The sequence below is a fragment of the Billgrantia sp. NRB1 genome, assembly GCF_056921725.1.
The window spans coordinates 1634356-1656688 of sequence record NZ_CM167783.1; the positions used below are offsets into that span (position 1 = coordinate 1634356).

Annotated in this window: 18 protein-coding genes and 1 pseudogene; 16 read left to right on the plus strand and 3 right to left on the minus strand. The window is 67.5% G+C overall.

Annotated features, from left to right (window positions below; all coding sequences use genetic code 11):
* The first annotated feature begins 1 nt into the window (after window position 1).
* From ACZIYR_RS07370 to gntR, 3 genes are all read left to right on the plus strand, one after another.
* The gene (locus ACZIYR_RS07370) at window positions 2-1285 is read left to right on the plus strand and encodes a TRAP transporter large permease (RefSeq protein ID WP_483528734.1); all 1284 of its coding nucleotides are present in this window, start codon (window positions 2-4) and stop codon (window positions 1283-1285) included.
* A gap of 19 nt (window positions 1286-1304) precedes the next feature.
* Complete coding sequence (locus tag ACZIYR_RS07375; RefSeq protein ID WP_483528735.1) at window positions 1305-1817, plus strand: gluconokinase; 513 nt, start codon at window positions 1305-1307, stop codon at window positions 1815-1817.
* 254 nt (window positions 1818-2071) lie between these two features.
* Entirely contained in the window at window positions 2072-3067 is a 996-nt protein-coding gene (gene gntR, locus ACZIYR_RS07380; protein ID WP_483528736.1) for a gluconate operon transcriptional repressor GntR, read from the plus strand.
* 9 nt (window positions 3068-3076) lie between these two features.
* On the opposite strand, the gene ACZIYR_RS07385 is transcribed toward gntR, so the two are convergent.
* Window positions 3077-3484: a RidA family protein gene (locus ACZIYR_RS07385; RefSeq protein ID WP_483528737.1), complete on the minus strand. Its 408-nt coding sequence runs from the start codon at window positions 3482-3484 to the stop codon at window positions 3077-3079.
* 181 nt (window positions 3485-3665) lie between these two features.
* On the opposite strand from ACZIYR_RS07385, the gene ACZIYR_RS07390 reads away from it, so the two are divergent.
* From ACZIYR_RS07390 to ACZIYR_RS07440, 11 genes are all read left to right on the plus strand, one after another.
* Window positions 3666-5084 (plus strand): bifunctional enoyl-CoA hydratase/phosphate acetyltransferase, encoded by a 1419-nt coding sequence (locus ACZIYR_RS07390; protein ID WP_483528738.1) that lies wholly within the window; start codon window positions 3666-3668, stop codon window positions 5082-5084.
* Window positions 5084-6313 carry an acetate/propionate family kinase gene (locus ACZIYR_RS07395; RefSeq protein ID WP_483528739.1) on the plus strand — a complete coding sequence of 410 codons (1230 nt, stop codon included), beginning with the start codon at window positions 5084-5086 and terminating at the stop codon, window positions 6311-6313. Before ACZIYR_RS07390 ends, ACZIYR_RS07395 begins: the two co-directional genes overlap by 1 nt.
* Window positions 6314-6367: 54 nt before the next feature.
* A complete protein-coding gene (locus ACZIYR_RS07400) occupies window positions 6368-7489 on the plus strand; it encodes an acyltransferase family protein (RefSeq protein ID WP_483528740.1) in 1122 nt (373 codons plus the stop codon).
* Complete coding sequence (locus tag ACZIYR_RS07405) at window positions 7486-8562, plus strand: serine hydrolase (protein ID WP_483528741.1); 1077 nt, start codon at window positions 7486-7488, stop codon at window positions 8560-8562. The genes ACZIYR_RS07400 and ACZIYR_RS07405 overlap by 4 nt, the downstream gene beginning before the upstream one ends.
* A gap of 290 nt (window positions 8563-8852) precedes the next feature.
* Window positions 8853-11120, plus strand: a complete 2268-nt coding sequence (locus ACZIYR_RS07410) for an NADP-dependent malic enzyme (RefSeq protein WP_483528742.1) — start codon at window positions 8853-8855, stop codon at window positions 11118-11120.
* Window positions 11121-11157: 37 nt separating this feature from the next.
* A complete protein-coding gene (gene aceE, locus ACZIYR_RS07415) occupies window positions 11158-13827 on the plus strand; it encodes a pyruvate dehydrogenase (acetyl-transferring), homodimeric type (RefSeq protein WP_483528743.1) in 2670 nt (889 codons plus the stop codon).
* On the plus strand, window positions 13824-15167 hold the full coding sequence (gene aceF, locus ACZIYR_RS07420; protein ID WP_483529058.1) for a dihydrolipoyllysine-residue acetyltransferase: 1344 nt from the start codon (window positions 13824-13826) through the stop codon (window positions 15165-15167). Before aceE ends, aceF begins: the two co-directional genes overlap by 4 nt.
* 14 nt (window positions 15168-15181) lie before the next feature.
* Entirely contained in the window at window positions 15182-17287 is a 2106-nt protein-coding gene (gene lpdA / locus ACZIYR_RS07425) for a dihydrolipoyl dehydrogenase (protein WP_483528744.1), read from the plus strand.
* A gap of 172 nt (window positions 17288-17459) precedes the next feature.
* A complete protein-coding gene (locus ACZIYR_RS07430; protein ID WP_483528745.1) occupies window positions 17460-18044 on the plus strand; it encodes a TetR/AcrR family transcriptional regulator in 585 nt (194 codons plus the stop codon).
* Window positions 18045-18174: 130 nt separating this feature from the next.
* Window positions 18175-18804, plus strand: coding sequence for a DUF1326 domain-containing protein (locus tag ACZIYR_RS07435; protein ID WP_483528746.1), 630 nt, complete (start codon window positions 18175-18177; stop codon window positions 18802-18804).
* Entirely contained in the window at window positions 18801-19601 is an 801-nt protein-coding gene (locus ACZIYR_RS07440; protein ID WP_483528747.1) for a DUF2182 domain-containing protein, read from the plus strand. The genes ACZIYR_RS07435 and ACZIYR_RS07440 overlap by 4 nt, the downstream gene beginning before the upstream one ends.
* Window positions 19602-19666: 65 nt before the next feature.
* Here ACZIYR_RS07440 and ACZIYR_RS07445 read toward each other — a convergent pair.
* Window positions 19667-19837, minus strand: a pseudogene (locus ACZIYR_RS07445) (hypothetical protein); the annotation flags it as partial.
* A 9-nt stretch (window positions 19838-19846) separates the two neighbouring features.
* Window positions 19847-20485: a CDP-alcohol phosphatidyltransferase family protein gene (locus ACZIYR_RS07450; RefSeq protein ID WP_473033135.1), complete on the minus strand. Its 639-nt coding sequence runs from the start codon at window positions 20483-20485 to the stop codon at window positions 19847-19849.
* A gap of 153 nt (window positions 20486-20638) precedes the next feature.
* Between ACZIYR_RS07450 and ACZIYR_RS07455 the strand changes: the two genes are divergently transcribed.
* Window positions 20639-21097 (plus strand): hypothetical protein, encoded by a 459-nt coding sequence (locus ACZIYR_RS07455; protein WP_473033137.1) that lies wholly within the window; start codon window positions 20639-20641, stop codon window positions 21095-21097.
* Between the two features lie 345 nt (window positions 21098-21442).
* Window positions 21443-22282, plus strand: coding sequence for a YciI family protein (locus tag ACZIYR_RS07460; RefSeq protein WP_483528748.1), 840 nt, complete (start codon window positions 21443-21445; stop codon window positions 22280-22282).
* Window positions 22283-22333: the final 51 nt, after the last annotated feature.

Below are 22333 nucleotides of genomic sequence, written 5' to 3' on the forward strand. Positions count from 1 at the left end.
CATGCTCTGGATCTTTCTCGGCATTCTGTTCGCCTCCCTGGCCCTGGGCCTGCCGATCGCCTTCGGACTGGGCATCGCCGCGGTGGTGATGGCGGTGATCTCCGATATCCCGCTGTCGATCCTCATCGAACAGTCGGTGCGCGGGATCAACAACTTCCCGCTGCTGGCCATCCCCTTCTTCATCCTGGTCGGCGAGGTGATGAGCGCCGGCGGCATCGCCCGGCGGCTGATGGAACTGGCCGGCGCGCTGGTCGGCTTCATCCGCGGGGGACTGGGCCAGGTGGCGATCACCGGCTCGATGTTCTTCGGCGGCATCAGCGGCTCGGCGGTGGCCGATACCGCCGCCACCGGCTCGATGATGATCCCGTCGATGAAGCAGCAGGGCTATTCGGCGCCCCAGGCCACGGCGATCAACACCGTCTCCTCGGTGATCGGCATCATCATTCCGCCGTCGATTCCGCTGATCCTCTACGGCATCGTCACCGAGACCTCGATCAGCCGGCTGTTCATCGCCGGCATCGTGCCGGGGGTGATGATCGGTCTCGGGCTGATGGTTACCACCTTCATCATGGCCAGCTTCGGCGGCGCCGGGCAGACCCGCAAGTTCCGCCTCGGCCCGCTGTGGCAGGCGTTCAAGGCCGCCTGGCTGGCGCTGGTGCTGCCGGTGATCGTGGTCGGCGGCATCATCGGCGGGGTCTTCACTGCCACCGAGGCGGCGGTCGCCGCGCTGCTCTACTCGCTGTTCATCTCGCTGGCGGTCTACCGCGAGTTCCACGTGCGCGAGCTGTGGGGGATGCTGATCCGCACCGCACGGCTGACCGGCATGGTGCTGCTGCTGCTGGCCTTCGCCACGGTGATCGCCTGGTTCTTGACCATCAACATGGTGCCCCAGACCCTGGTGATCCAGGTGCAGGCGATCACCCAGGACCCGTTCTGGCTGCTGCTGATCGTCGCCGGCCTGCTGCTGCTGGTGGGCTTCGTGATGGACCTGACCCCGGCGATGGTGATCATGGCACCGATGCTGACGCCGATCGTCACCTCGGTGGGCATCGAACCGGTCTACTTCGGGGTGCTGATGGCGTTCATTCTGGGCATCGGGCTGCTGACCCCACCGGTGGGCACCTGCCTGTACGTCGGCTGCGGGGTGGGCAAGGTGACCATGGAGCAGCTGGTCAAGGCGATGCTGCCCTACTACGCGACGTTGCTGGTCATGGCGGTGATCCTGATCGCCTTCCCCGGGCTGGTGACCTGGCTGCCCGACCTGACCGCCGTGCGTGGCAACTGAGACCGACAAGGAGGTGATCATGCCACGGACCACGTACCGCATCTTGGTCATGGGGGTGTCCGGCTCGGGCAAGTCGCATATCGGGCGCCTGCTGGCCGAGCGGCTGGAGGCCGACTTCATCGACGGCGACGACCACCACTCGCCGACCAGCATCGCCAAGATGGCCAACGGTGTGCCGCTGGATGACGGCGATCGCCAGGACTGGCTGCAGACCCTGGCAGGGTTCTTTACCGACTACCGGCGGCGCGATGCCACTCTGGTGATCGCCTGCTCGGCCCTCAAGGGCCGCTACCGAGAGCAACTGCGCGCCGCCGACCCGGCGTTGCGGATCCTCTACCTGGAAGGCGAGCGGGCCCTGCTGCGACAGCGGCTGATGGCCCGCCAGGGGCACTTCTTCAAGGGTGACGAGATGCTGGACAGCCAGCTGGCCGACCTGGAGCCTCCGGGCGAGGGGGAAGCCCTGGCGCTGTCGGTGAGTCGCTCGCCGGACAGCATCCTCGATGCCGCCCTGGACTGGCTGGGCGCCGGCTGAACCGTGGGTCGGCAGCGTGGCGGACATGCGTTTGCGGGACAACTTGGGTAAGGTGAGCGCGTCGCTCTTTCCCACCCAAGGCTTTGTCCGAAAAGTCGGCGAGCGAAGGCCAGACAAGGCAAAAATCGGCGAAAAGACGGAGTTTACGGGGTGTAAATGAGTACTTTGAACCGATTTTTAACGCCGTATGGTCGAGCGCAGCCAGTTTTCAGACAGAGCCTGGCAGGGCTCACCGTCACTTCGATCAGAATGCCGTGAAAAAGAAACGCCCCACGCTACAGGATATCGCCGACCAGGTCGGCGCCACCAAGATGACCGTGAGCCGCTGCCTGCGCGATCCCACCACGGTCTCGGAGGGGCTGCGCGAGCGCATCTTCGAGGTGGCCGAGCGGCTCGGCTATATTCCCAACCGTGCGCCGGACATCCTCTCCAAGGCCAAGAGCCACGCCATCGGCGTGCTGGTGCCCTCGCTGACCAACCAGGTGTTCGCCGAGGTGATCGTCGGCATCGAGACGGTCACCGAGCCGGCGGGTTACCACCTGATGCTCTCCCACTACGGCTATAGCCCGGAGCTGGAGGAGCGCAGCCTCGCCTCGCTGCTCTCCTACAACGTGGACGGGGTGATTCTCTCGGACAGCCATCACAGCCCGCGCAGCCTGCGCATGCTGGAAACCGCCGGGATTCCCACCGTCGAGATCATGGACTCGCTGACCCCGCCGCTGCATCAGGCGGTGGGCTACGACAACGTCCAGGCCGCCTACGACATGGTCAGCGAGATGATCCGCCGCGGCCGACGCCGCATCCTCTACCTGGCCGTGCGCCTCGACGCGCGCACCCGCCAGCGTGAAGCGGGCTACCGCCGCGCCATGCAGGAGCATCGCCTGGAGCCGGTCACCCTGCAGCGCAGCCAGCGCTCCTCTTACAGCGTGGGGGCGGCCCTGCTGGGAGAAATTCTCAGCGACTATCCCGCGGCCGATGGCATCTTCTGCACCAACGACGACGTGGCGGTGGGGGCCTACTTCGAGTGCCTGCGCCGCGGCGTAAAGGTGCCCGAGCAGATGGCACTGGCCGGCTTCCATGGCCATGACGTGGGACAGGTGATGACCCCGCGGTTGGCCAGCGTGATCACCCCCCGCCAGGCCATCGGCGAGTGCGCGGCCGGTGAGCTGCTCCGGCGAATCCAGGGCGAGCCGGGCGGTGAGCCGGCCATCGATCTGGGCTATCGGATTGAGCCGGGCATGACCCTCTGATGTCGCGGCTCACGCCTCCGAGCTCGCCGTGTCGCGGCGCCGGCGCACCATCAGGGTGATCTCCACGTTAGCGCCGCCGTAGAGGCGCGGGGTCATGGTGCAGGTGCGCGCCGGATAGCGGTGATGGTGAAAGAATTCAGCATAGGCGGCGTCCATGTTGCGCAGCTCGTCTAGGTTGGTCAGGTGGACGTCCGCCCGCACCGTGTCGGCCAGGTCGGCGCCCACATAGGTGAGCATGCGTTCCAGCCGGCGCATCACCCAGCGGGTCTCCTCGCCGATATCGCCCATCACGCTCTCGCCGCCCTGGATATCGGCGACCGTCAGCCCCGAGACGAACACATAATGGTCGTCGAGCACCAGATGGCTGCCGGGAAAGGCGGGGATCGCCAGGGTGGGATCGTTGCGATAATCGGGCATGTGAGTGTCTCTCCAGCGCGTCCAGGGGCCTGAGTCACTATAGTTGCCCAGGCTGTGCCCTGCGAAAGCCGCATGGGGCCGGCGTAAGACCTTGATGTCGGTCAAGCTATCGTCGATGCTGACGGCATGTTCATGCTGCGACGCAGTATGATGAGCGTTTTTACCCTTGGAGACCCGCCGGATGGAGAATCATGAGCTGACGGACGGCAACGGCCATATCGAGAACCGCACCTTCGACGAAATTCACATCGGCGACAGCGCCTCGCTGGAGAAGCGCCTGACGCTGGACGATATCAAGCTGTTTGCGATCATGTCCGGGGACATCAATCCCGCGCACCTCGACGAAGATTTTGCCAAGAGCACGCGCTTTCAGGAGGTGGTGGCCCACGGCATGTGGGGCGGGGCGCTGATCTCCACGGTGCTCGGCACCGAGCTGCCCGGTGCCGGTACCATCTACCTCGGCCAGACGCTGCGCTTTCTCGAGCCGGTGCGCCTGGGGGACGTGCTGCAGGTCGGCGTCACGGTGCGCGCCAAGGACGAGGCGCGCAAGCGCATCACCTTCGACTGCCGCTGTACGAACCAGAACGGCCGCGCCGTGATCGAGGGCGAGGCGGAGGTCCAGGCGCCCACCGAGAAGATCCGCCGCCCGCGGGCGGTTCTGCCGCGGGTGCGCATGGCCGAGCGGGCCCGCCTGCACGAGCTGCTCAGTGCCGCCGATCACCCCGAGCCGGTGGATATGGCGGTGGTACACCCGGTCGACGAGGTGTCGATCCTGGGGGCCTTCGAGTCGGCGCGCCACGGGTTGATTCGCCCGCTGCTGGTCGGCCCGGAAGCGAAGATCCGGGCGGCGGCCGAGGCGGCCGGCATTGATATCGACGACTTCCCGCTGATCGATGTGCCCCACAGCCATGCCGCCGCCGCCGAAGCGGTCGCGCAGGTTCGCGCGGGGCGTGCGGGGGCGATCATGAAGGGTGCGCTGCACACCGATGAACTGCTTCATGAGGTGGTCAAGCGCGAGGGTGGCCTGCGCACCGAGCGCTGCATCAGCCATGTGATGGCCTTCGATGTGCCCACCTACCCGCGGCCGCTGTTCATCACCGATGCGGCGATCAATATCGATCCCAAGCTCGACGCCAAGCGGGACATTGTGCAGAACGCCATCGAGCTGGCCCATGCCGTGGGCAATGACAATCCCAGGGTGGCGATTCTCTCGGCGGTGGAAACCGTCAACCCCAAGATCGCCTCCACCCTGGAGGCGGCGGCGCTGTGCAAGATGGCCGAGCGCGGCCAGATTCGCGGCGGGGTGATCGACGGCCCGCTGGCCTTCGACAACGCCGTCTCCGAGGCCGCCGCGGCGGCCAAGGGCATCGTCTCGCCGGTGGCCGGTCGGGCCGATATCCTGGTGGCGCCCGACCTGGAGTCCGCCAACATGCTGATGAAGCAGCTGACCTACTTGGCCGACGCCACCGGCGCCGGCCTGGTGGTGGGGGCCCGGGTGCCCATCGTGTTGACCAGCCGCGCCGACGACGCCATTACCCGCCTGGCCTCCTGCGCCCTTGCGCTGCTGGCCGCCGACCATCAGCAGCGGGTGGGCCGGTGATGCGCGAGATCCTGGTCCTCAACAGCGGCTCCTCGAGCATCAAGTTCGCGCTGTTCGGCGTGCCCGTGGAGGCCGACCCGCTGGCGCTGACGCTGCGCTTTCGTGGCCACCTGGCCGGCCTAGGCGGCCAGGCGCGGCTGAGCCTGCACGACGCCGAGGGCCGGGCGCTGGACCCCGCCGGCTCGCCGCTTGGCGAGCTACCCGCCGCGCTCGATCACGACGCCGCCCTGGAGCGGCTGCTGGCCTGGATCGAGGCCCATCCTGACCTGGGCGAGATCGCGGCGGTGGGCCACCGCATCGTCCACGGCGGGCGCGAGCATACCGACCCGGTGCGCCTCGACGACGCCACCCTTGCTGCCCTGGAGGCGCTCAACTCCCTGGCGCCGCTGCACCAGCCCTATGGCCTCGCCCCGGTGCGGGCCTTGTCGGCGCTGCGTCCCGCGCTGCCCCAGGTGGCCTGTTTCGATACCGCCTTCCATGCCGGGCAGCCCGCCGTGGCCCAGACCTTTCCCCTGCCGCGCCGCTATCGCGAGGCGGGCGTGGTGCGCTACGGCTTCCACGGCCTCTCCTACGACTACATCAATCGCACCCTCAACGAGCGGGTGCTGCCGGACAGGGCAGGGCCCGGGGAGGCTCAGGGCGCCGTGCCGCCGGGGCGGGTGATCGTCGCCCACCTGGGCAACGGCGCCAGCCTGTGTGCCATCCGCGACGGCGTGAGCCAGGCCTCGACCATGGGCTTCACCGCCCTGGAGGGGCTGATGATGGGCACCCGCAGCGGCAGCCTCGACCCGGGCCTGGTGCTGCACCTGATCCTCCAGGAGGGGATGGCCGCCGAGGCCGTGCAGCGCCTGCTCTACAAGGAGTCCGGGCTGCTCGGCGTCTCCGGGATCAGCGGCGACATGCGCGAGCTGCTGGAAAGCGAGGCCCCCGAGGCCGCCGAGGCCATCGAACTCTATGTCTACCGCATCGTGCGCGAGATCGGCAGCCTGGCCGCGGCGCTGGGCGGGCTGGACCATCTGGTGTTCACCGCCGGCATCGGCGAACGCGCCGCCCCGGTGCGCGCCGGGGTGGTGGCGGGCTGCCAGTGGCTGGGGGCGGCCCTCGACCCGGCCGCTAACCGGGCCGATGCCACCGATATCGCCGCGGCGGAGAGCCGGGTGGGGCTGTGGGTGATTCCCACCGACGAAGAGCGCATGATCGCCTGGTATACGGCCGGCGCGCTGGCATAGTCCGGGGTGTCTCGGCGAGACTGAGTCCGGGACGAGCAGCGACGGGAGAGCCGCATGGGGGGGAAGGGAGTCACCTCGAGACTCAACGAACGGCCGGTGCTGCCGGCCGCCGAGGCGCGCATCGAGGCCATCGACCTGGCCCGGGGCATCGCCATCTCGCTGATGATCCTCAGCCATGCAGTGAGCGGGCTGTACGGCATTCGCCAGGTGCCCGACTGGGGCATGGTGCCGATCCACCTGCTCACCAAGTTCTCCTCCTCGCTGTTCATCGTGGTGTTCGGCATCGCCCTGGCCGTGGCCTTCCTGCCCAGGGTCGGCGAGCCAGGCTGGCCGCGGCGGCGCCTCAAACTGCTGCTGCGCGGGCTCGAGGTGCTGTTCTGGTACAAGGCGCTGACCATCGTCGAGATGCTGCCGCTCTATGAGCCTCAGGATATCCTCGACGCCCTGCTGTATCAGCGCTTTCCGATCTGGGTGGAGATCCTCGGCTTCTACGCCATTGCCCTGCTGTGGCTGCCCTGGGTGCTTCCCCTGTGGCGGCGTCTGCCGCTCTGGTCGCGGCTGGCGGCACCGGTGGCGGTGGCCCTGTTGGCGGGGGCCCTGGAGCGGCATTTCCACTTCTGGGGGATCGAGCCGCTCAAGGCGATCCTGGTGGAGGATGACGACCACTATGCCTGGGGGCAGCTCTCGCGCCTCCCGCTGGTGATGCTGGGTCTGCTGATCGGCGAGGCGCTGCTGCGCGGGTACGGGACACCGGTATGGCGCCGACGGCTGGTCCTCGGCGTGGGCGGGCTCGGCGTGGCCCTGCTGCTGGGCTTTCTGGCGCTGGCGCTGCCCGAGCTCTACCAGGCCCTGATGGGCGTGGCCTGGAACCGCGGCAAGCACCCGCCGGCGCTGTCCTTCATGCTGTTCAGCCTGGGCGGCGCCCTGGTGATCCTGGCGCTCTGCCTGTGGGGTGGGGCGGGGGCGGCGCGCGCCCTTAGGCCGATCACCCTGATCGGCGGTGACGCCCTCAAGGCGTTCGTGTTTCATATCGTGGTGATCTTTCTGATCCTGCGCTTTTTGCTCGAGGCCTGGCAGGTGTACAGCTATCCGCAGACGCTGGGCATCGGCGTGGCGCTGGTGCTGGGGGCCGCGGGCTGGATCGCCCTGCTGCGCTGGATGGGAGCGAGGCGATGACCCGCGCCCTGATGATAGGCCTGGCCCTGGCCGGCCTGCTGCTCTCACTGTCTTTTTCCGTAACGGCCACCGCTGCTTCCACCGCCGTCGAGGCCGACTGGCGGGCCCGGCTCGAATCGCGCCTGGCCGCCATCGAGGCCGCCTTCGACGGCGAGCTGGGGGTGCACCTGCGTCCGTTGGCTTCGGATGCGCCTGCCTTCGGCTGGCGGGATCGCGAGACCTGGTACCTAGCCTCGCTGGTCAAGGTGCCGGTGGCCATCGAGCTGATGGCTCGGGTGGAGGTGGGCGAGACGACCCTCGAGGAGCGCCTGATCCTCGAGGAGCGCCACTATATCGACGGTGCCGGCCCGACCAACTGGCACGACCCTGGCACGCCGCTGACGCTGGGCGAACTGCTGGTGGCGATGCTCACGGTGAGCGACAACACCGCCACCGATATGCTGATCGAGCACCTGGGGCTTTCGGCCATCAACCGGCGTGCCGCGGCGCTGGTCGACGAGCCGCGGCGGCTGGGGCCGATCACCCGCCTGGTGGACGTGCGCCGCGAGGTGTACGGGGCGCTGCATCCCGCCGCACGGGAGCTGACCGGCCTCGACTTCATCGCGCTGCAGAAGCAGCCCGACGACGCCCGGCGGCTGGCGTGGCTAGTGGACCGGCTGGAGCTTGCGCCCCAGGCGCTGCGCCTGCCGAGCCTGGAGGCCGCCTTCGCCCGCTACTACGCCAGCGGCCTCAACGGCGGCCGGCTCGATGGCGTCGCCGACCTGCTCGCCGCCCTGGCGCAGGGGCGGGCGCTGGGGGCTCAGGCCAGCGCCGATCTGCTGGCGATCATGACCGCCACCGCCAGCGGTGAGCAGCGGCTCAAGGCGGGCCTTGGGCCCGGCATCCGCTTCGCCCACAAGACCGGCACCCAGCATCGCCTGGCCTGCGATGCCGGCATCGTCTCCATGGTGGGCGAGGGCCGCCAGCTGGCGGTCGTGGCCTGCGTTCGCGGCGAAGTAGAGGTGGCACGCAGCGAGCGGGTGCTGGCCGAGATCGGCCGGGCGATCCGCGAATTGCTGAATGCCGAGGACTGAAGGACCACGAGACGCGCAACGCCCACCCTCACGACTGCAGTCAGGATCCCCCCTTCGAATGTCACCTCAACGGCGAGGACGGCGATGACGATGTCGTGGCATCCAATCTTCGTTGATTGCTCGTTAACCGTTGATGTCTATATTGCCCTAAGGCGTATCGAGTCGAGTGCGTTGCCAAGGCAAGGGTGGCTCGGCCGGTAGAGCCGGACTGACAACAGTTCGAGAAGGCGATCGGCAAGACGGTCACCGAGGCCGCCTCGCTGTCAATAACAACGAATGGGGTAGAGCACATGGCAGACGATCTGCGCGACAGCGCCCTGCAGTACCATCGGTTTCCCCGCCCCGGCAAGCTGGCGATCCAGGCGATCAAGCCCATGGCCAGCCAGCGGGATCTCTCCCTGGCCTATTCCCCCGGCGTGGCCGCGGCCTGCGAGGAGATCGAGCGCGATCCCCTGCTGGCGGCCGAGTACACCGCCCGCGGCAACCTGGTGGCCGTGGTCAGCAACGGCACGGCGGTGCTGGGGCTGGGGGCCATCGGCGCCCTGGCCTCCAAGCCGGTGATGGAGGGCAAGGCGGTGCTGTTCAAGAAGTTCGCCGACGTCGACGTCTTCGATATCGAGATCGAGGAGCGCGACCCGGACAAGCTGATCGAGATCATCGCCGGCCTGGAGGCCACCTTCGGGGGCATCAACCTGGAAGACATCAAGGCACCGGAGTGCTTCGAGATCGAGCGGCGCCTGCGCGAGCGGATGAATATTCCGGTGTTCCACGATGACCAGCACGGGACCGCCATCGTCACGGCGGCCGCGCTGCTCAACGGCCTGCGGGTGGTGGACAAGCCGCTCGGCGACATCCGTCTGGTGTGCAACGGCGCGGGCTCCGCGGCCCTGGCCTGCCTGGACCTGGCGGTCTCCCTGGGGGTTCGCCAGGAGAACATCCTGGTCTGCGACCGCAGTGGCGTGATCCACGCCGACCGTGACGGCCTGGATCAGTACAAGGCGCGCTATGCGGCTCGCACCGAGGCCCGCACCCTGGCCGATGCCGTCAACGGGGCCGATGTCTTCTTCGGTCTCTCGACCGGAGGCGCGCTCACCCCGGAGATGGCGGCGACCATGGCGGGACGCCCCCTGATCCTGGCCATGGCCAACCCCACCCCGGAGATCATGCCGGAGGAGGCCAAGGCGGTGCGCCCGGATGCGGTGATCGCCACCGGACGCTCGGACTACCCCAACCAGGTCAACAACGTCCTCTGCTTCCCGTTCATCTTCCGGGGCGCCCTGGACTGCGGCGCCACCACCATCAACGAGGAGATGAAGCTGGCCACCGTCAAGGCCATTGCCGACATGGCCACCACCACGGTGCCGGAAACGGTGGCGGTGGCCTATGGCGGCCAGGCGCTGACCTTCGGCCCCGACTACATCCTGCCCAAACCCTTCGACCCGCGCCTGATCGACACCATCCCGCCGGCGGTGGCCAAGGCCGCCATGGAGAGCGGCGTGGCCACGCGCCCCATCGAGGACCTGGAGGCCTATGCCCGCTCGCTGTCACGCCTGGTCTACCGCTCCGGCAACGTGATGGAGCCGGTGTTCGAGCGGGCGCGACACAACCCACTGCGCCTGCTCTACGCCGAAGGCGAGGACGAGCGGGTGCTCCGCGCCATGGAGGTCTGCGTCAGCCAGCGCTATGCCAGGCCCCTGCTGATCGGCCGCCGTGCGGTCGTCGAGGCGCGCATCGAGGAGCTGGGGCTGCCGGTGACGCCCGGCGTCGATTTCGAGCTGATCGACGCTCAGGACTATCCCGACTACGCTGCGCTTGCCAGCGAGTACCACCGGCTGATGGGACGCCGCGGCGTCCATCCGGAGGCCGCCGAGAAGCGCGTCCGCAGCCGGGCCACCATCCTCGCCTCGCTGCTGCTGCGACGGGGCGACGTGGACGCCATGATCGCCGGCCCCGTGGGCACCTACCACGAGCACCTGGATCTGGTGATGGACGTCATCGGCCTGCGCGAGGGCGTCAGCACGCCGGCTGCCCTGCAGCTGCTGATCCTCGAGCGGGCCACGCTGTTCATTGCCGACCCCTTCGTCAACTACGACCCCGATGCCAGCCAGATCGCCGAGATCACCCTGCTGGCCGCGGAGCAGGTGCGCCGCTTCGGCATCACGCCCCGGGCCGCCCTGGTCTCCCACTCCAACTTCGGCAGCTCCGACTTCGCCAGCGCCGGCAAGATGCGCGAGGCCCTGGCGCTGATCCGGGAGCGGGAGCCGGATCTGATGGTGGACGGCGAGATGCAGGCCGACTCGGCGCTCTCCACGGGGGTGCGCGGGCGGATCCTGCCCGGCTCGCTGCTCGAGGGCGAGGCCAACCTGCTGATCATGCCCGATTTAGACGCGGCGAATATCGCCTTCACCGCCCTGAAGGTGTTGGGCAACGGCGTTTCCGTGGGGCCGATCCTGCTAGGGGCCGCCAAGCCGGTTCACGTCCTCAACCGCACGGTCACCGCACGGGGCATCGCCAACATGAGCGCCTTCGCCGTGGTCGAGGCCCAGACCGATCGATAACCAACAACAATTCCGCCCCAATCAAGGGAGACACGCCATGGCATTTGAAGACTACAACGACTTCGATCCCCAGGAGACCCGGGAGTGGCAGGAAGCCGTCGACGTGGTGGTGGAGCGGGTGGGCCCCGAGCGCGCCACCTACCTGCTGCACAAGGCGGTGGAGGAAGCCTACCGGACCGGTGCCGAGGCGCCGGATACCACCCGCACGCCCTATGTGAACACCATCCCGCCCCACAAGGAGGCCAAGCTGCCCGGCGACGCCGCCCTGCTGCAGCGGCTGATCGCCTATCTGCGCTGGAACGCCATGGCCATGGTGGTGCGCGCCAACAAGAAGCCCGCCGAACCCGGGGGGCATATCGCCAGCTACCAGTCCTCGGCGGTGATGTACGAGGTGGGGTTCAACCACTTTTGGCGGGCCCCCGGCGATGGCCAAGGGGGGGACATCATCTATTTCCAGGGGCACTGCGCACCGGGCATCTACGCGCGGGCATTTCTCGAGGGGAGGCTCACCGAGGAGCAGCTGGAGAACTTCCGCCTGGAGGTGGACGGCAAGGGGATCTCCTCCTACCCCCACCCCTACCTGATGCCGGACTTCTGGCAGGTCTCCACCGTCTCCATGGGCCTGGGGCCGATCATGGCCATCTACCAGGCCCGTTTCATGAAGTACCTCCAGCACCGGGGATTGGCCGACACCGAGGGGCGCAAGGTCTGGGCGTTTCTGGGTGACGGCGAGATGGACGAGCCCCAGTCCCAGGGGGCCATCGCCCTGGCCAGCCGGGAGAAGCTCGATAACCTGATCTTCGTGATCAACTGCAACCTGCAGCGCCTGGACGGTCCGGTGCGGGGCAACGGCAAGATCGTCCAGGAGCTGGAGGGCAACTTCCGCGGCGCGGGCTGGAACGTCATCAAGTGCCTGTGGGGATCGGGCTGGGACGAGCTGCTGGCCAAGGACACCCAGGGGCTGTTGCGCCAGCGCATGGAGGAGTGCGTCGACGGCGAGTACCAGAACTTCAAGGCCAAGGGCGGCGGCTACATCCGTGAGCACTTCTTCGGCAAGTACCCGGAACTCAAGGAGATGGTCGCCCATCTATCGGACGACGACATCTACTACAAGCTGGTCCGCGGTGGCCACGACCCCCAGAAGGTGTACGCCGCCTATCACGCGGCGGTCAACACCCAGGACAAGCCCTCGGTGCTGCTGATGAAGACCGTCAAGGGCTACGGCATGGGCGAAGGCGGCGAGGGCCAGAACATCACTCACCAGAAGAAGAAGCTGGGCGAGGACAACCTGCGCTACTTCCACCAGCGCTTCGACCTGCCCTTCAGCGACGAACAGGTCACCCAGGCGGCCTTCTTCAAGCCCCCGGAGGAGAGCGCCGAGATGCAGTTCCTCCATGCCCAGCGCAAGGCGCAGGGGGGCTACCTGCCCCAGCGCCAGCGCAATGGCGACCGGCTCGAGGCGCCGCCCCTGGAGCTGTTCAAACAGGTGCTGGGGGACACCGGCGAGCGCACCCTGTCCACCACCATGGCCGTGGTGCGCATCATGGTCGCCCTGGCCCGGGACAAGACCCTGGGGCCGCGGCTGACTCCCATCGTCGCCGACGAGTCGCGCACCTTCGGGATGGAGGGCATGTTCCGGCAGATCGGGATCTACGCCCCCGAGGGGCAGAAGTACGTGCCCATGGACGCCGAGGAGATCATGCCCTACCGGGAGGACCAGAAGGGCCAGATCCTGCAGGAGGGCATCAACGAGGATGGTGCCATGTCGTCGTGGATCGCCGCCGCCACTTCCTACAGCAACCACGGGGTCACCATGATCCCGTTCTACGTCTACTACTCCATGTTCGGCTTCCAGCGCGTCGGCGACCTGGCCTGGGCGGCCGGCGACATGCTGGCGCGGGGTTTCTTGATCGGCGGCACCTCCGGGCGCACCACCCTGAACGGCGAAGGGCTGCAGCACCAGGACGGGCACAGCCAGCTGTTCGCCCAGTTCATCCCCAACTGCATGGCCTATGATCCCACCTTCCACTACGAGGTCGCGGTGATCGTACGCGACGGCCTCAAGCGCATGTACGAGGAGCAGCAGGACGTCTTCTACTACATCACCACCCTGAACGAGAACTACCATCACCCGGCGCTGCCCGAGGGTGCCGAAGAAGACATCATCAAGGGCATGTATCGGTTCCGCCAGGCCGAGGGCAAGGCCAAGGGACCGCGGGTGCAGCTCCTGGGATGCGGCAGCATCCTCAACGAGGTGATCGCCGCGGTGGACCTGCTGCGTGACGACTGGGGCGTGGCGGCCGATGTCTGGAGCTGCCCGAGCTTCAACGAGCTGGCTCGCGACGGCCACGCGGTCAAGCGCTGGAATCGGCTGCATCCGGGTAAGAAGCCCCGCAAGAGCCATGTCGAGCAGTGCCTGGAAGGCACCGAGGGCCCGGTCATCGCCTCCACCGACTATATCAGGATGTTCGCCGAACAGATCCGGCCCTTCGTGCCGCGGCGCTTCGAGGTACTGGGTACCGACGGCTACGGCCGTTCCGACAGCCGCGAGGCCCTGCGTTGCCATTTCGAGGTGGATCGCCATCACGTCACCCTGGCCGCCCTTCAGGCCCTGGTCGACGAGGGCCAGCTCAAGAGCGGCAAGGTGCGCGATGCCATCGCCAAATACGGCATCGACCCCGAGAAGCCCAACCCCCTGTACGCCTGAGAGCTGAGCCGAAGGAAAGAAGGAGAACAATAGTGGCCATTCAAGAGATCAAGGTACCGGACATCGGCGACTTCACCGATGTCCCGATCATCGAAATCCACGTCCAGGCCGGCGACCAGATCCAGGTCGAGGACCCGCTGATCACCGTGGAATCGGACAAGGCCTCCATGGACGTGCCCGCGCCTGCCGCGGGGACGGTCAAGGAGGTCAAGGTCAATCTCGGCGACTCGGTCTCCGAGGGCAGCCTGGTGCTGCTGCTGGAGAGCGAGGCGGGCGCGGCAGACAAGCCCGAAGCGGGGGAGGGGGACAAGGCCGCGGCGCCCGCCGGAGGGGGCGGGGAGCCAGCGCCGCCTGCGGCGCCCCCCGCTGCCCCGGCGGCCGCCCCCGCCAGCGCCCCGCCGAGCGGCCCGATCGCGGACTTCAGCCGGGTGCACGCCAGCCCCTCCGCGCGCCGCCTGGCCCGCGAGCTGGAGGTGGACCTGACCCGCGTGCCGCCCACCGGCCTCAAGGGGCGGGTCACCCAGGAGGACATACGCAGCTTCGCCAGGGGCGGCGCCCCGGCGGCGGCTAGCGCTTCAACTGGCGCTCCGACCGCCGGCGGGGGCATGGATCTGCTGCCCTGGCCCCAGGTGGACTTCAGCAAGTTCGGCCCGGTGGAGACCCAGCCGCTGTCGCGCATCAAGAAGATCTCCGGCGCCAACCTGCATCGCAACTGGGTGCGGATTCCCCACGTCACCAACCATGACGAGGCCGACATCACCGACCTGGAGGCCTTCCGGGTGCAGTTCAACAAGGAGAACGAGAAAGCGGGCATCAAGGTCAGCATGCTGGCGTTCATGATCAAGGCCGCGGTCGCCTCCCTGAAGCAGTTCCCCGAGTTCAATGCCTCGCTGGACGGCGACAACCTGATCCTCAAGCGGTACTACCACATCGGCTTTGCCGCCGACACGCCCAACGGCCTGGTGGTGCCGGTGATCCGCGACGCGGACCAGAAGGGCGTGGTCGAGATCGCCCAGGAGATGGGCGCGCTGGCCAAGCTGGCCCGCGAAGGCAAACTCAAGCCCGACCAGATGCAGGGCGGCTGCTTTACCATCTCCTCACTGGGGGGGATCGGCGGGCTCTACTTCACGCCCATCATCAACGCCCCCGAAGTGGCCATCATGGGCGTGTGTCGCTCCTACTGGAAACAGGTTTCCCCCGACGGCAAGCAGTCGGCCTGGCGCTTCATGCTGCCCCTGTCGCTCTCCTGGGATCATCGGGTGATCGACGGCGCCGCCGCGGCCCGCTTCAACGTCCATTTCGCCAACCTGCTCGCCGACATGCGGCGCATCATGATGTAAGGGGGAACGACACCATGGCAATCGAAATCAAGGTGCCCGATATCGGTGACTTCCAAGACGTCGAGATTATCGAGGTGCTGGTCCAGCCGGGCGATGCGATCGATATCGACACCCCGCTGATCACCCTGGAGACCGACAAGGCCTCCATGGACGTGCCGTCCCCGGTCTCGGGGACGGTCGGCGAGCTCAGGGTCAAGGAGGGGGACAAGGTCTCCGAGGGCTCGACCATCCTGATGCTGGAGCCGGCCGAGACGGGGGCCCGGGTGGCGGATCACGACCCCCAGCCGGCGGTCCATGAGCGAGGGGCATCCTCCCCGGCGCCCGGCGATGCCGGCGGCGGCTATGGCGGCGGCAGCCTGGAGGAGGTGCGGGTACCGGACATCGGCGATTTCCAGGACGTCCCGGTGATCGAGGTGCTGGTGCGGACCGGCGATACCATCCGTGCCGAGGACCCGCTGATCACCGTGGAGTCCGACAAGGCCTCCATGGACGTGCCCGCGCCCAAGGCCGGCAAGGTCACCGAGGTGCTGGTGACGGTCGGCGACAAGGTCTCGGAAGGGTCGGCGATCCTGATGCTGGAGGCGGAAGGGCAATCGCCCGTCGCTCCCCCCGCGGAAGGGCCGGGAGCGGGGGAGCAGGCGGCCGCCGCGCCCGCGCCGACGGCCGCCAGCTATGGCGGCGGCGCCGACCTCGAGTGCGAGATGCTGGTGCTTGGCGCCGGGCCGGGCGGCTACTCGGCCGCCTTCCGGGCCGCCGACCTGGGAATGAAGACCGTGCTGGTGGAGCGCTATGCCAGCCTCGGCGGGGTCTGCCTCAACGTCGGCTGCATCCCCTCCAAGGCGCTGCTGCATGTGGCGGCGGTGACCGATGCGGCCAATGCCATGGCCGATCACGGCATCGCCTTCGGCAAGCCGAAGATCGATCTCGACAAGCTGCGCGGCTGGAAGGAATCGGTCGTCGGCAAGCTCACCGGGGGGCTGGCCGGCATGGCCAAGGCGCGCAAGGTCGAGGTGGTGCGCGGGGTCGGGACCTTCCTCGACCCGCACCACCTGGAAGTGGCCCTGACCGGCGGCGACGGCCAGGAGACGACCGGCGACAAGCAGGTGATCAAGTTCGACAAGTGCATCATCGCCGCCGGGTCCCAGTCGGTGAAGCTGCCCTTCATTCCCGACGACCCCCGGGTGGTCGATTCCACCGGGGCGCTGAAGTTGACCACCATCCCCAAGCGCATGCTGGTCATCGGCGGCGGCATCATCGGCCTGGAGATGGCCACGGTCTACTCCACCCTGGGCACCCGCATCGACGTGGTCGAGATGCTCGACGGGCTGATGGCCGGCGCCGACCGCGACCTGGTCAAGGTGTGGGAGAAGGTCAACCAGCCGCGTTTCGACAAGGTGATGCTCAAGACCCGGACCACCGCCGTGAAGGCCCAGAAGAACGGCCTCAAGGTCAGCTTCGAGGGCGAGGGCGCCCCCGCCGAGCCGCAGCTCTACGACATGATCCTGCAGGCGGTCGGTCGCCGCCCCAACGGCCACAAGATCGGTGCCGAGAACGCCGGCGTGGCGGTGGACGAACGCGGCTTCATCGCCACCGACAAGCAGATGCGCACCAACGTCGGGCACATCTTCGCCATCGGCGACATCATCGGCCAGCCGATGCTGGCCCACAAGGCGGTGCACGAGGCGCATGTCGCGGCGGAGGCCGCGGCGGGCCAGAAGAGCGTCTTCGATGCCCGCCAGATCCCCTCGGTGGCCTACACCGATCCGGAAGTCGCCTGGGCCGGCAAGACCGAGGCCGAATGCAAGGCCGAAGGCATCAAGTACGGCAAGGCGGTCTTCCCCTGGGCCGCCTCCGGGCGGGCCATCGCCAACGGCCGTGACGAAGGCTTCACCAAGCTGATCTTCGACGAGGAGACCCATCGCCTCATCGGCGGGGCCATCGTCGGCACCCAGGCAGGGGACCTGATTAGCGAACTCTGCTTGGCCATCGAGATGGGCTGCGACCCGGTCGACATCGGCAAGACCATCCACCCCCACCCGACCCTGGGCGAGTCGGTGGGCATGGCCGCCGAACTGTTCGAAGGCGTCTGCACCGATCTGCCCCCACAGAAGAAGCGCTAGGGCGACTGCCAGAGGGCGGCCGATGCCGGCGCGCTCAGGCGGCTGTTCGGCATCGGCCGTTCACCATTGATCCCCTTCCCGGTCGCCTCGTGTGTCGAGGCGGCCGGTTGTCTTGACAGGCCTCCTCACCGGGCTATCTTGAGAATAGACCGGTCAGTCCAGTGGGGATCGAATGGCAACGACAACACGCGAGCGTCTGCTCGAGGCGGGACTCGATATGCTGCTGCGACACGGCTACAACGACCTGGGGATCCAGGCCTTGCTGCAGGCGACTAACACGCCGAAGGGTTCCTTCTATCACCACTTTCAGAGCAAGGAGGACTTCGCCCTGCAGGTCATCGACCGCTACATGGAAGAGGTGCACCAGGGGCTCGATGCCGCCCTGGGGGACAGGTCGCTGCCGCTGCTGGATCGCGCGCGCCGCTTCTTCGAACTCTCGCGGGACAAGTACCGCCGGGATGGCTATCTGGGCTGCATGCTGGGCGGACTGGGGCAGGAGCTTTCCGGCATCAACCCGACCTTCGCCACGAAGATCGAGAGCTGCTTCAGCGAGCTGACCCGGCGTATCGCCGCCTGCCTGGAGGAGGCCCGCCAGGGCGGCGACATCCCGTCCGATGCCGATCCCGTGGAGCTGGCCAACCTGCTGCTCAACTGCTGGGAGGGCGCCGCCCTGCGCAGTCGACTGTGGCGGGACCCGGCGCCCCTGGACCGGATGCTGGATTTCTACTTTTCGGCGGCGACCCGTTCCGCGGACTAGCAGGGGGCGTTGCCAGGGAGGTGGCCGCGACAGGTGGCCTGTGGAGCGAGAGTGCCCGGTGCGTTCGCGGCGTGACGTTCCTCATGTCGCCGCCCCGGGGCAATCCATCCTGACACTGCTGGAGGTAGCCATGAACGTGCAAGCGAAGTCGGGCTATCGTCTCGAAGGCACCTTGCTGGAGATCTGCTCCTGCGCGGTGTCCTGTCCCTGTTTCATCGGCGAGGATCCCGACGGCGACGAATGCTTCGGGGTGATCGCCTTTAATCTCGAGCGGGGAGAGGCCCGAGGCGTCGACGTCTCGGGCCTGACCCTGGTAAACGTCGCTCATATCCCCGGCAACGCCCTGGCGGGCGGCTGGCGAACGGTGCTGCTGGTCGACCATCGGGCCAGCGACGATCAGGTGGAGGCCCTGCTGGACGCCTTCGGTGGCAAGCTGGGCGGGCCCCTGGCCGATCTGGCGAGCCTGGTTGGGGAAGTGGTGGCGGTCGAGCGGGTGCCGATCACCCATGAGGCCCGCGAAGCCGACGGGCGGTTGGAAGCCGAGGGGATGGTCGAGGCGGAGTTCGCTCCCATCCAATCCTCGCCGGATGGCAGCACGGCCACGCTCTACGATAGCGCCTTCAGCACGGTGAAGGGGGCCCCGGCCTACCTGGGCAAGTCGCGGCGCTATCGCGTCGAGCTGCCGCAGCACGGCATGAGCTGGTCCTTTGACGGGCGCAATGCGATCCAGACCGCCTGGAAAATGGAGCACCAGCCATGAGTGCCGTGACGGCAGCGAACCCCGCCTGGCGGCATACACCGCTGCTGATGGGGGTGATCGCCCTGGCCTGGGGGCTCGCCCTGGGCGCGGAGCTGACCGGCCAGGCGCAGTGGGTCCACCACCATCGGCTGCATGTCGAGGGTCTGGCGCTCTGGGCCAGCCTGGCGCTGTTCCTGGTGGCCTGGCAGGTGCATATCGCCGCCATGATGCTGCCCTCGACGCTGCCTATGGCGGGCCTGTTCAACCAGGCGGCTGCGGGGCAGCGCCATCCCTGGCTGGCACGCACGGGCTTTCTCGGCGGCTACCTGGCGGTGTGGACCCTGTTCGGGGTCCTGGCGTTGCTCGGCCATTCGCTGGTGGAGCAGGCGAGGCTGCACGGAAGCTGGCCGATGCATCATCCCCATTGGCTGGGCGGCGGCGTGCTGCTGCTGGCCGGCGGTTTCCAGTTCTCCTCGCTCAAGGCGCGCTGCCTGGACAAGTGCCGTCAGCCTCGCGCCTTCCTGCTCAACCACTATCGCCGGGGCATGGCCGGGGGCTTCGCCTTGGGGGCGCGCCACGGGGTCTTCTGCCTCGGCTGCTGCTGGGCCCTGATGCTGGTGATGTTCGTGGTGGGGATCGCCAACCTCGCCTGGATGGCGCCGCTCGCCGTGGTGATGCTCATCGAGAAGGTCGCACCCAACGGCTATCGTATCGTGCGCCCAACGGGGTGGCTGCTGATGCTGCTCGGTCTGCTGGTGATGCTGGACCCGGCCTGGCTGCCGAGCCTGGTGCCGATGGCTCCGATGCATATGCATTGAGCTTGGCCAAGGGGAGAGCGCCCCGCGCTAAGGCCGCCTGCCGTGGCAGGCGGCCTTCATCATGCTCAGGGCCGACAGACGAAGTCGTCGTTCTGGATGTCGTGTTCGAGCTGGTGCACGCGGATGTCGCGAAAGCCGGCCGCCTCGAGGTAGGAAAGCGCCCGCTCGCGGCCCCACATGGTGCCGAGCCATTCGCGCACGTAGCGCTCCTGAAGGCCGGTGCGATCGGCCAGTGTCTGCCTCGGTCACGCCACCTTCTCGTGGGTGGGGCTGACCTGCTTCAGGGTGTGGTAGCCGCCCCAGAGCCGCGTCGCCGTGGTAATCAGGCAGGCGATAGCGAACGCCGTTGCGAGATAGGGAAAGTACTGGGGAAAGAGGCAGAAGAGCACGAAGGCGAAAATGGTCTCCGTGCCTTCGGTAAGGCCGTGCAGATAGTAGAAGGCCTTGTTGGGAAAACGTGGCCGCTGCAGGCGATAACGACCGGCCATGATGGCGAAGGCCAGAAATGAGCTCCCCGTGCCGATAAACGCGAACAGGAGCAGCGTGGCGGCAAGCGCATTGTCTACGGGATTGGCCAGGGCGAAGCCAAGCACCACCGCGCCATAGAAGACGAAATCGAGCCCGATATCGAGAAAGCCGCCGGCGTCGCTGGCGGTACCACTTAGCCTGGCCAGCACCCCGTCCAGGCCATCGGCGATGCGGTTGAGCAGGATGACCACCAAGGCCGGGAGATACCACTCCATGGCCAGCAGGGGCAGTGCCAGCAGGCCAATGGCGAATCCCGCCACCGTGACCTGATCGGCGGTCACCCGCCGGGCCTGTAGCCAGCGGGCGCTGCGCTTCAGCAGGTGTTGCGCCAGCGGCATGGTCCAGCGATCCAGCATGGGCTCTCCTTGTTGGGGGGCGTGGTAAAGGGTCGTCGAAGCGCAAGAAAGCTTACAGCGACTGTAAGGGGCCGGCGCGCAAGTCGACCAAGCCCGGCCGTATATCACCCGACCAATGCCGCTGAAGCTTGGCAGTCTCGAGGAGAAAAGAAAATGAGCAAGCCCCTGATACTGATGTTCTTGCGTGTCTCGCTGGGATGGCTGCTGGTCATCTGGGGAGTGAATCGTATCGTTAACGTGGAGCATGGACTGGCCATCGCCGAGCGCTTCTACTTCGGCTTCATGGCAGCCGAGATGCTGATGCCGCTGCTCGGGATGCTCCAGGTTGTCGTGGGTTTGCTGGTGGTGGTGGGGTTCTGGCGGCGCGGCGTCTACCCCGTTCAGCTGCTGGTGAACGGTGCCTCTCTGCTGGCGGTCATGGCCTCGGTGGTGGACCCCTGGGGCTGGGTACTCGAGGGCACCAATGCGCTCTTCTATCCGTCGCTGATTATTTTCGCGGCCTCTCTGGCCGTGATGGCGTTCAGAGAGGAGGACCGGTTCGCCCTTGATGCTCGTTTTGAACAGACCCAGCGCCGACATCAATGGCGTGCTCCACGGGAGTGCGGACGTTAGCCGCTTTTCGCAGCAGGCTGGGGCAGCCCCCGGCCGACCTGGCGGCTGCTAGTGCCCCCTCCGGCGTCATCAAACATCATTGAGGCTCCTTGCCCCGGCAGGGGGCCTTGGTCATGCCGAGCCATTCCCGATGAGGAAAACCATCGACTGGAGAGCCGTGTGCGGGAGAACCGCACGCACGGTTCGGAGGGTGGGGAGGGCACAGCCCTTCCCGACCCCTATCCATAAAAACTTGCCAAACTTGTACACGCTAAAGTGCGAAGAACCAATAAATTCCCGTCTCCCTGTCGATGGCCGCGAGCATCGCACGACTCGAGAAGGCAACCAGCCAACGGAGGTCGAACCATGCAATACATGCTGATGCGCAAGGCCGATGCGGCCACGGAAGCCGGCGAGCTGCCGAGCCAGGCGCTGCTCGGGGCCATGGCGGACTACAACCGGAGCATGCTCGAAGCCGGCGTCTTCGTCTACGGCAACGGCCTGCGGCCGAGCCGTGAGGGGTGTCGGCTCGAGCGCCGCGACGGGGAGATGCATATCACCGCCGGTCCCTTCGCTTCCACCGAGACGCTGCTGGCCGGCTACTCGGTGCTCGAGGTGGGCTCCCTGGAGGAGGCCATCGACTGGGCCCGCCAGTGGCCCCAGGAGGACGCCGACGTCACCCTCGAGCTGCGCCGCTACTTCAGCCTCGAGGACTTCCATGCCGGCCCCGGCCTGGACAAGCACGTTGCCCAGGCGCGCCTGCCCGCCGAACTCAACGTCCATCTCTGTTTCGACGGCCGCTGCCGCGAGGCGATGGCCTTCTACGCCGAGGTCACGGGCGGCCGCCTGGAGGCCTTGGTCACCTACGGCGAGACCCCCGCCGCCGAAGAGACCCCGCCGGACTGGCACGACCGCATCATCCACGCCTCCCTCAACGTGCGCGGCCGTCGGCTGATGGGCGCGGACATGGCCGGCGATTGCTACGAGGCCCCCCGAGGCGCCCAGCTGTTCCTGGAGTATGACGAGAAGGCGCAGGCCGAGGCGGTGTTCCAGCGCCTGGCCGAAGGCGGGCGGATCGTCATGCCCTTCGCGCCCACCTTTTGGGCGGAGCGCTTCGGCATGCTCACCGACCGCTACGGGGTGCACTGGATGATCGGCTGCGGAACCGGTGGCTGCCCCATGAGTGAAGAGGAGAATCAGCAATGAAATATGCCGCCCTGGTCTACTACCAGGAGAGCCTGATCGAGGCGATGAAGG

What these genes read in the sequence shown, in the direction of transcription:
- ACZIYR_RS07370 (WP_483528734.1), top strand. Translation starts at nt 2, where the DNA reads ATGCTCTGGATCTTTCTCGGCATTCTGTTCGCCTCCCTGGCCCTGGGC.
- ACZIYR_RS07375 (WP_483528735.1), top strand. Translation starts at nt 1,305, where the DNA reads ATGCCACGGACCACGTACCGCATCTTGGTCATGGGGGTGTCCGGCTCG.
- ACZIYR_RS07385 (WP_483528737.1), bottom strand. Translation starts at nt 3,484, where the DNA reads ATGCCCGATTATCGCAACGATCCCACCCTGGCGATCCCCGCCTTTCCC.
- ACZIYR_RS07390 (WP_483528738.1), top strand. Translation starts at nt 3,666, where the DNA reads ATGGAGAATCATGAGCTGACGGACGGCAACGGCCATATCGAGAACCGC.
- ACZIYR_RS07395 (WP_483528739.1), top strand. Translation starts at nt 5,084, where the DNA reads ATGCGCGAGATCCTGGTCCTCAACAGCGGCTCCTCGAGCATCAAGTTC.
- ACZIYR_RS07400 (WP_483528740.1), top strand. Translation starts at nt 6,368, where the DNA reads ATGGGGGGGAAGGGAGTCACCTCGAGACTCAACGAACGGCCGGTGCTG.
- ACZIYR_RS07405 (WP_483528741.1), top strand. Translation starts at nt 7,486, where the DNA reads ATGACCCGCGCCCTGATGATAGGCCTGGCCCTGGCCGGCCTGCTGCTC.
- ACZIYR_RS07410 (WP_483528742.1), top strand. Translation starts at nt 8,853, where the DNA reads ATGGCAGACGATCTGCGCGACAGCGCCCTGCAGTACCATCGGTTTCCC.
- aceE (WP_483528743.1), top strand. Translation starts at nt 11,158, where the DNA reads ATGGCATTTGAAGACTACAACGACTTCGATCCCCAGGAGACCCGGGAG.
- lpdA (WP_483528744.1), top strand. Translation starts at nt 15,182, where the DNA reads ATGGCAATCGAAATCAAGGTGCCCGATATCGGTGACTTCCAAGACGTC.
- ACZIYR_RS07430 (WP_483528745.1), top strand. Translation starts at nt 17,460, where the DNA reads ATGGCAACGACAACACGCGAGCGTCTGCTCGAGGCGGGACTCGATATG.
- ACZIYR_RS07435 (WP_483528746.1), top strand. Translation starts at nt 18,175, where the DNA reads ATGAACGTGCAAGCGAAGTCGGGCTATCGTCTCGAAGGCACCTTGCTG.
- ACZIYR_RS07440 (WP_483528747.1), top strand. Translation starts at nt 18,801, where the DNA reads ATGAGTGCCGTGACGGCAGCGAACCCCGCCTGGCGGCATACACCGCTG.
- ACZIYR_RS07450 (WP_473033135.1), bottom strand. Translation starts at nt 20,485, where the DNA reads ATGCTGGATCGCTGGACCATGCCGCTGGCGCAACACCTGCTGAAGCGC.
- ACZIYR_RS07455 (WP_473033137.1), top strand. Translation starts at nt 20,639, where the DNA reads ATGAGCAAGCCCCTGATACTGATGTTCTTGCGTGTCTCGCTGGGATGG.
- ACZIYR_RS07460 (WP_483528748.1), top strand. Translation starts at nt 21,443, where the DNA reads ATGCAATACATGCTGATGCGCAAGGCCGATGCGGCCACGGAAGCCGGC.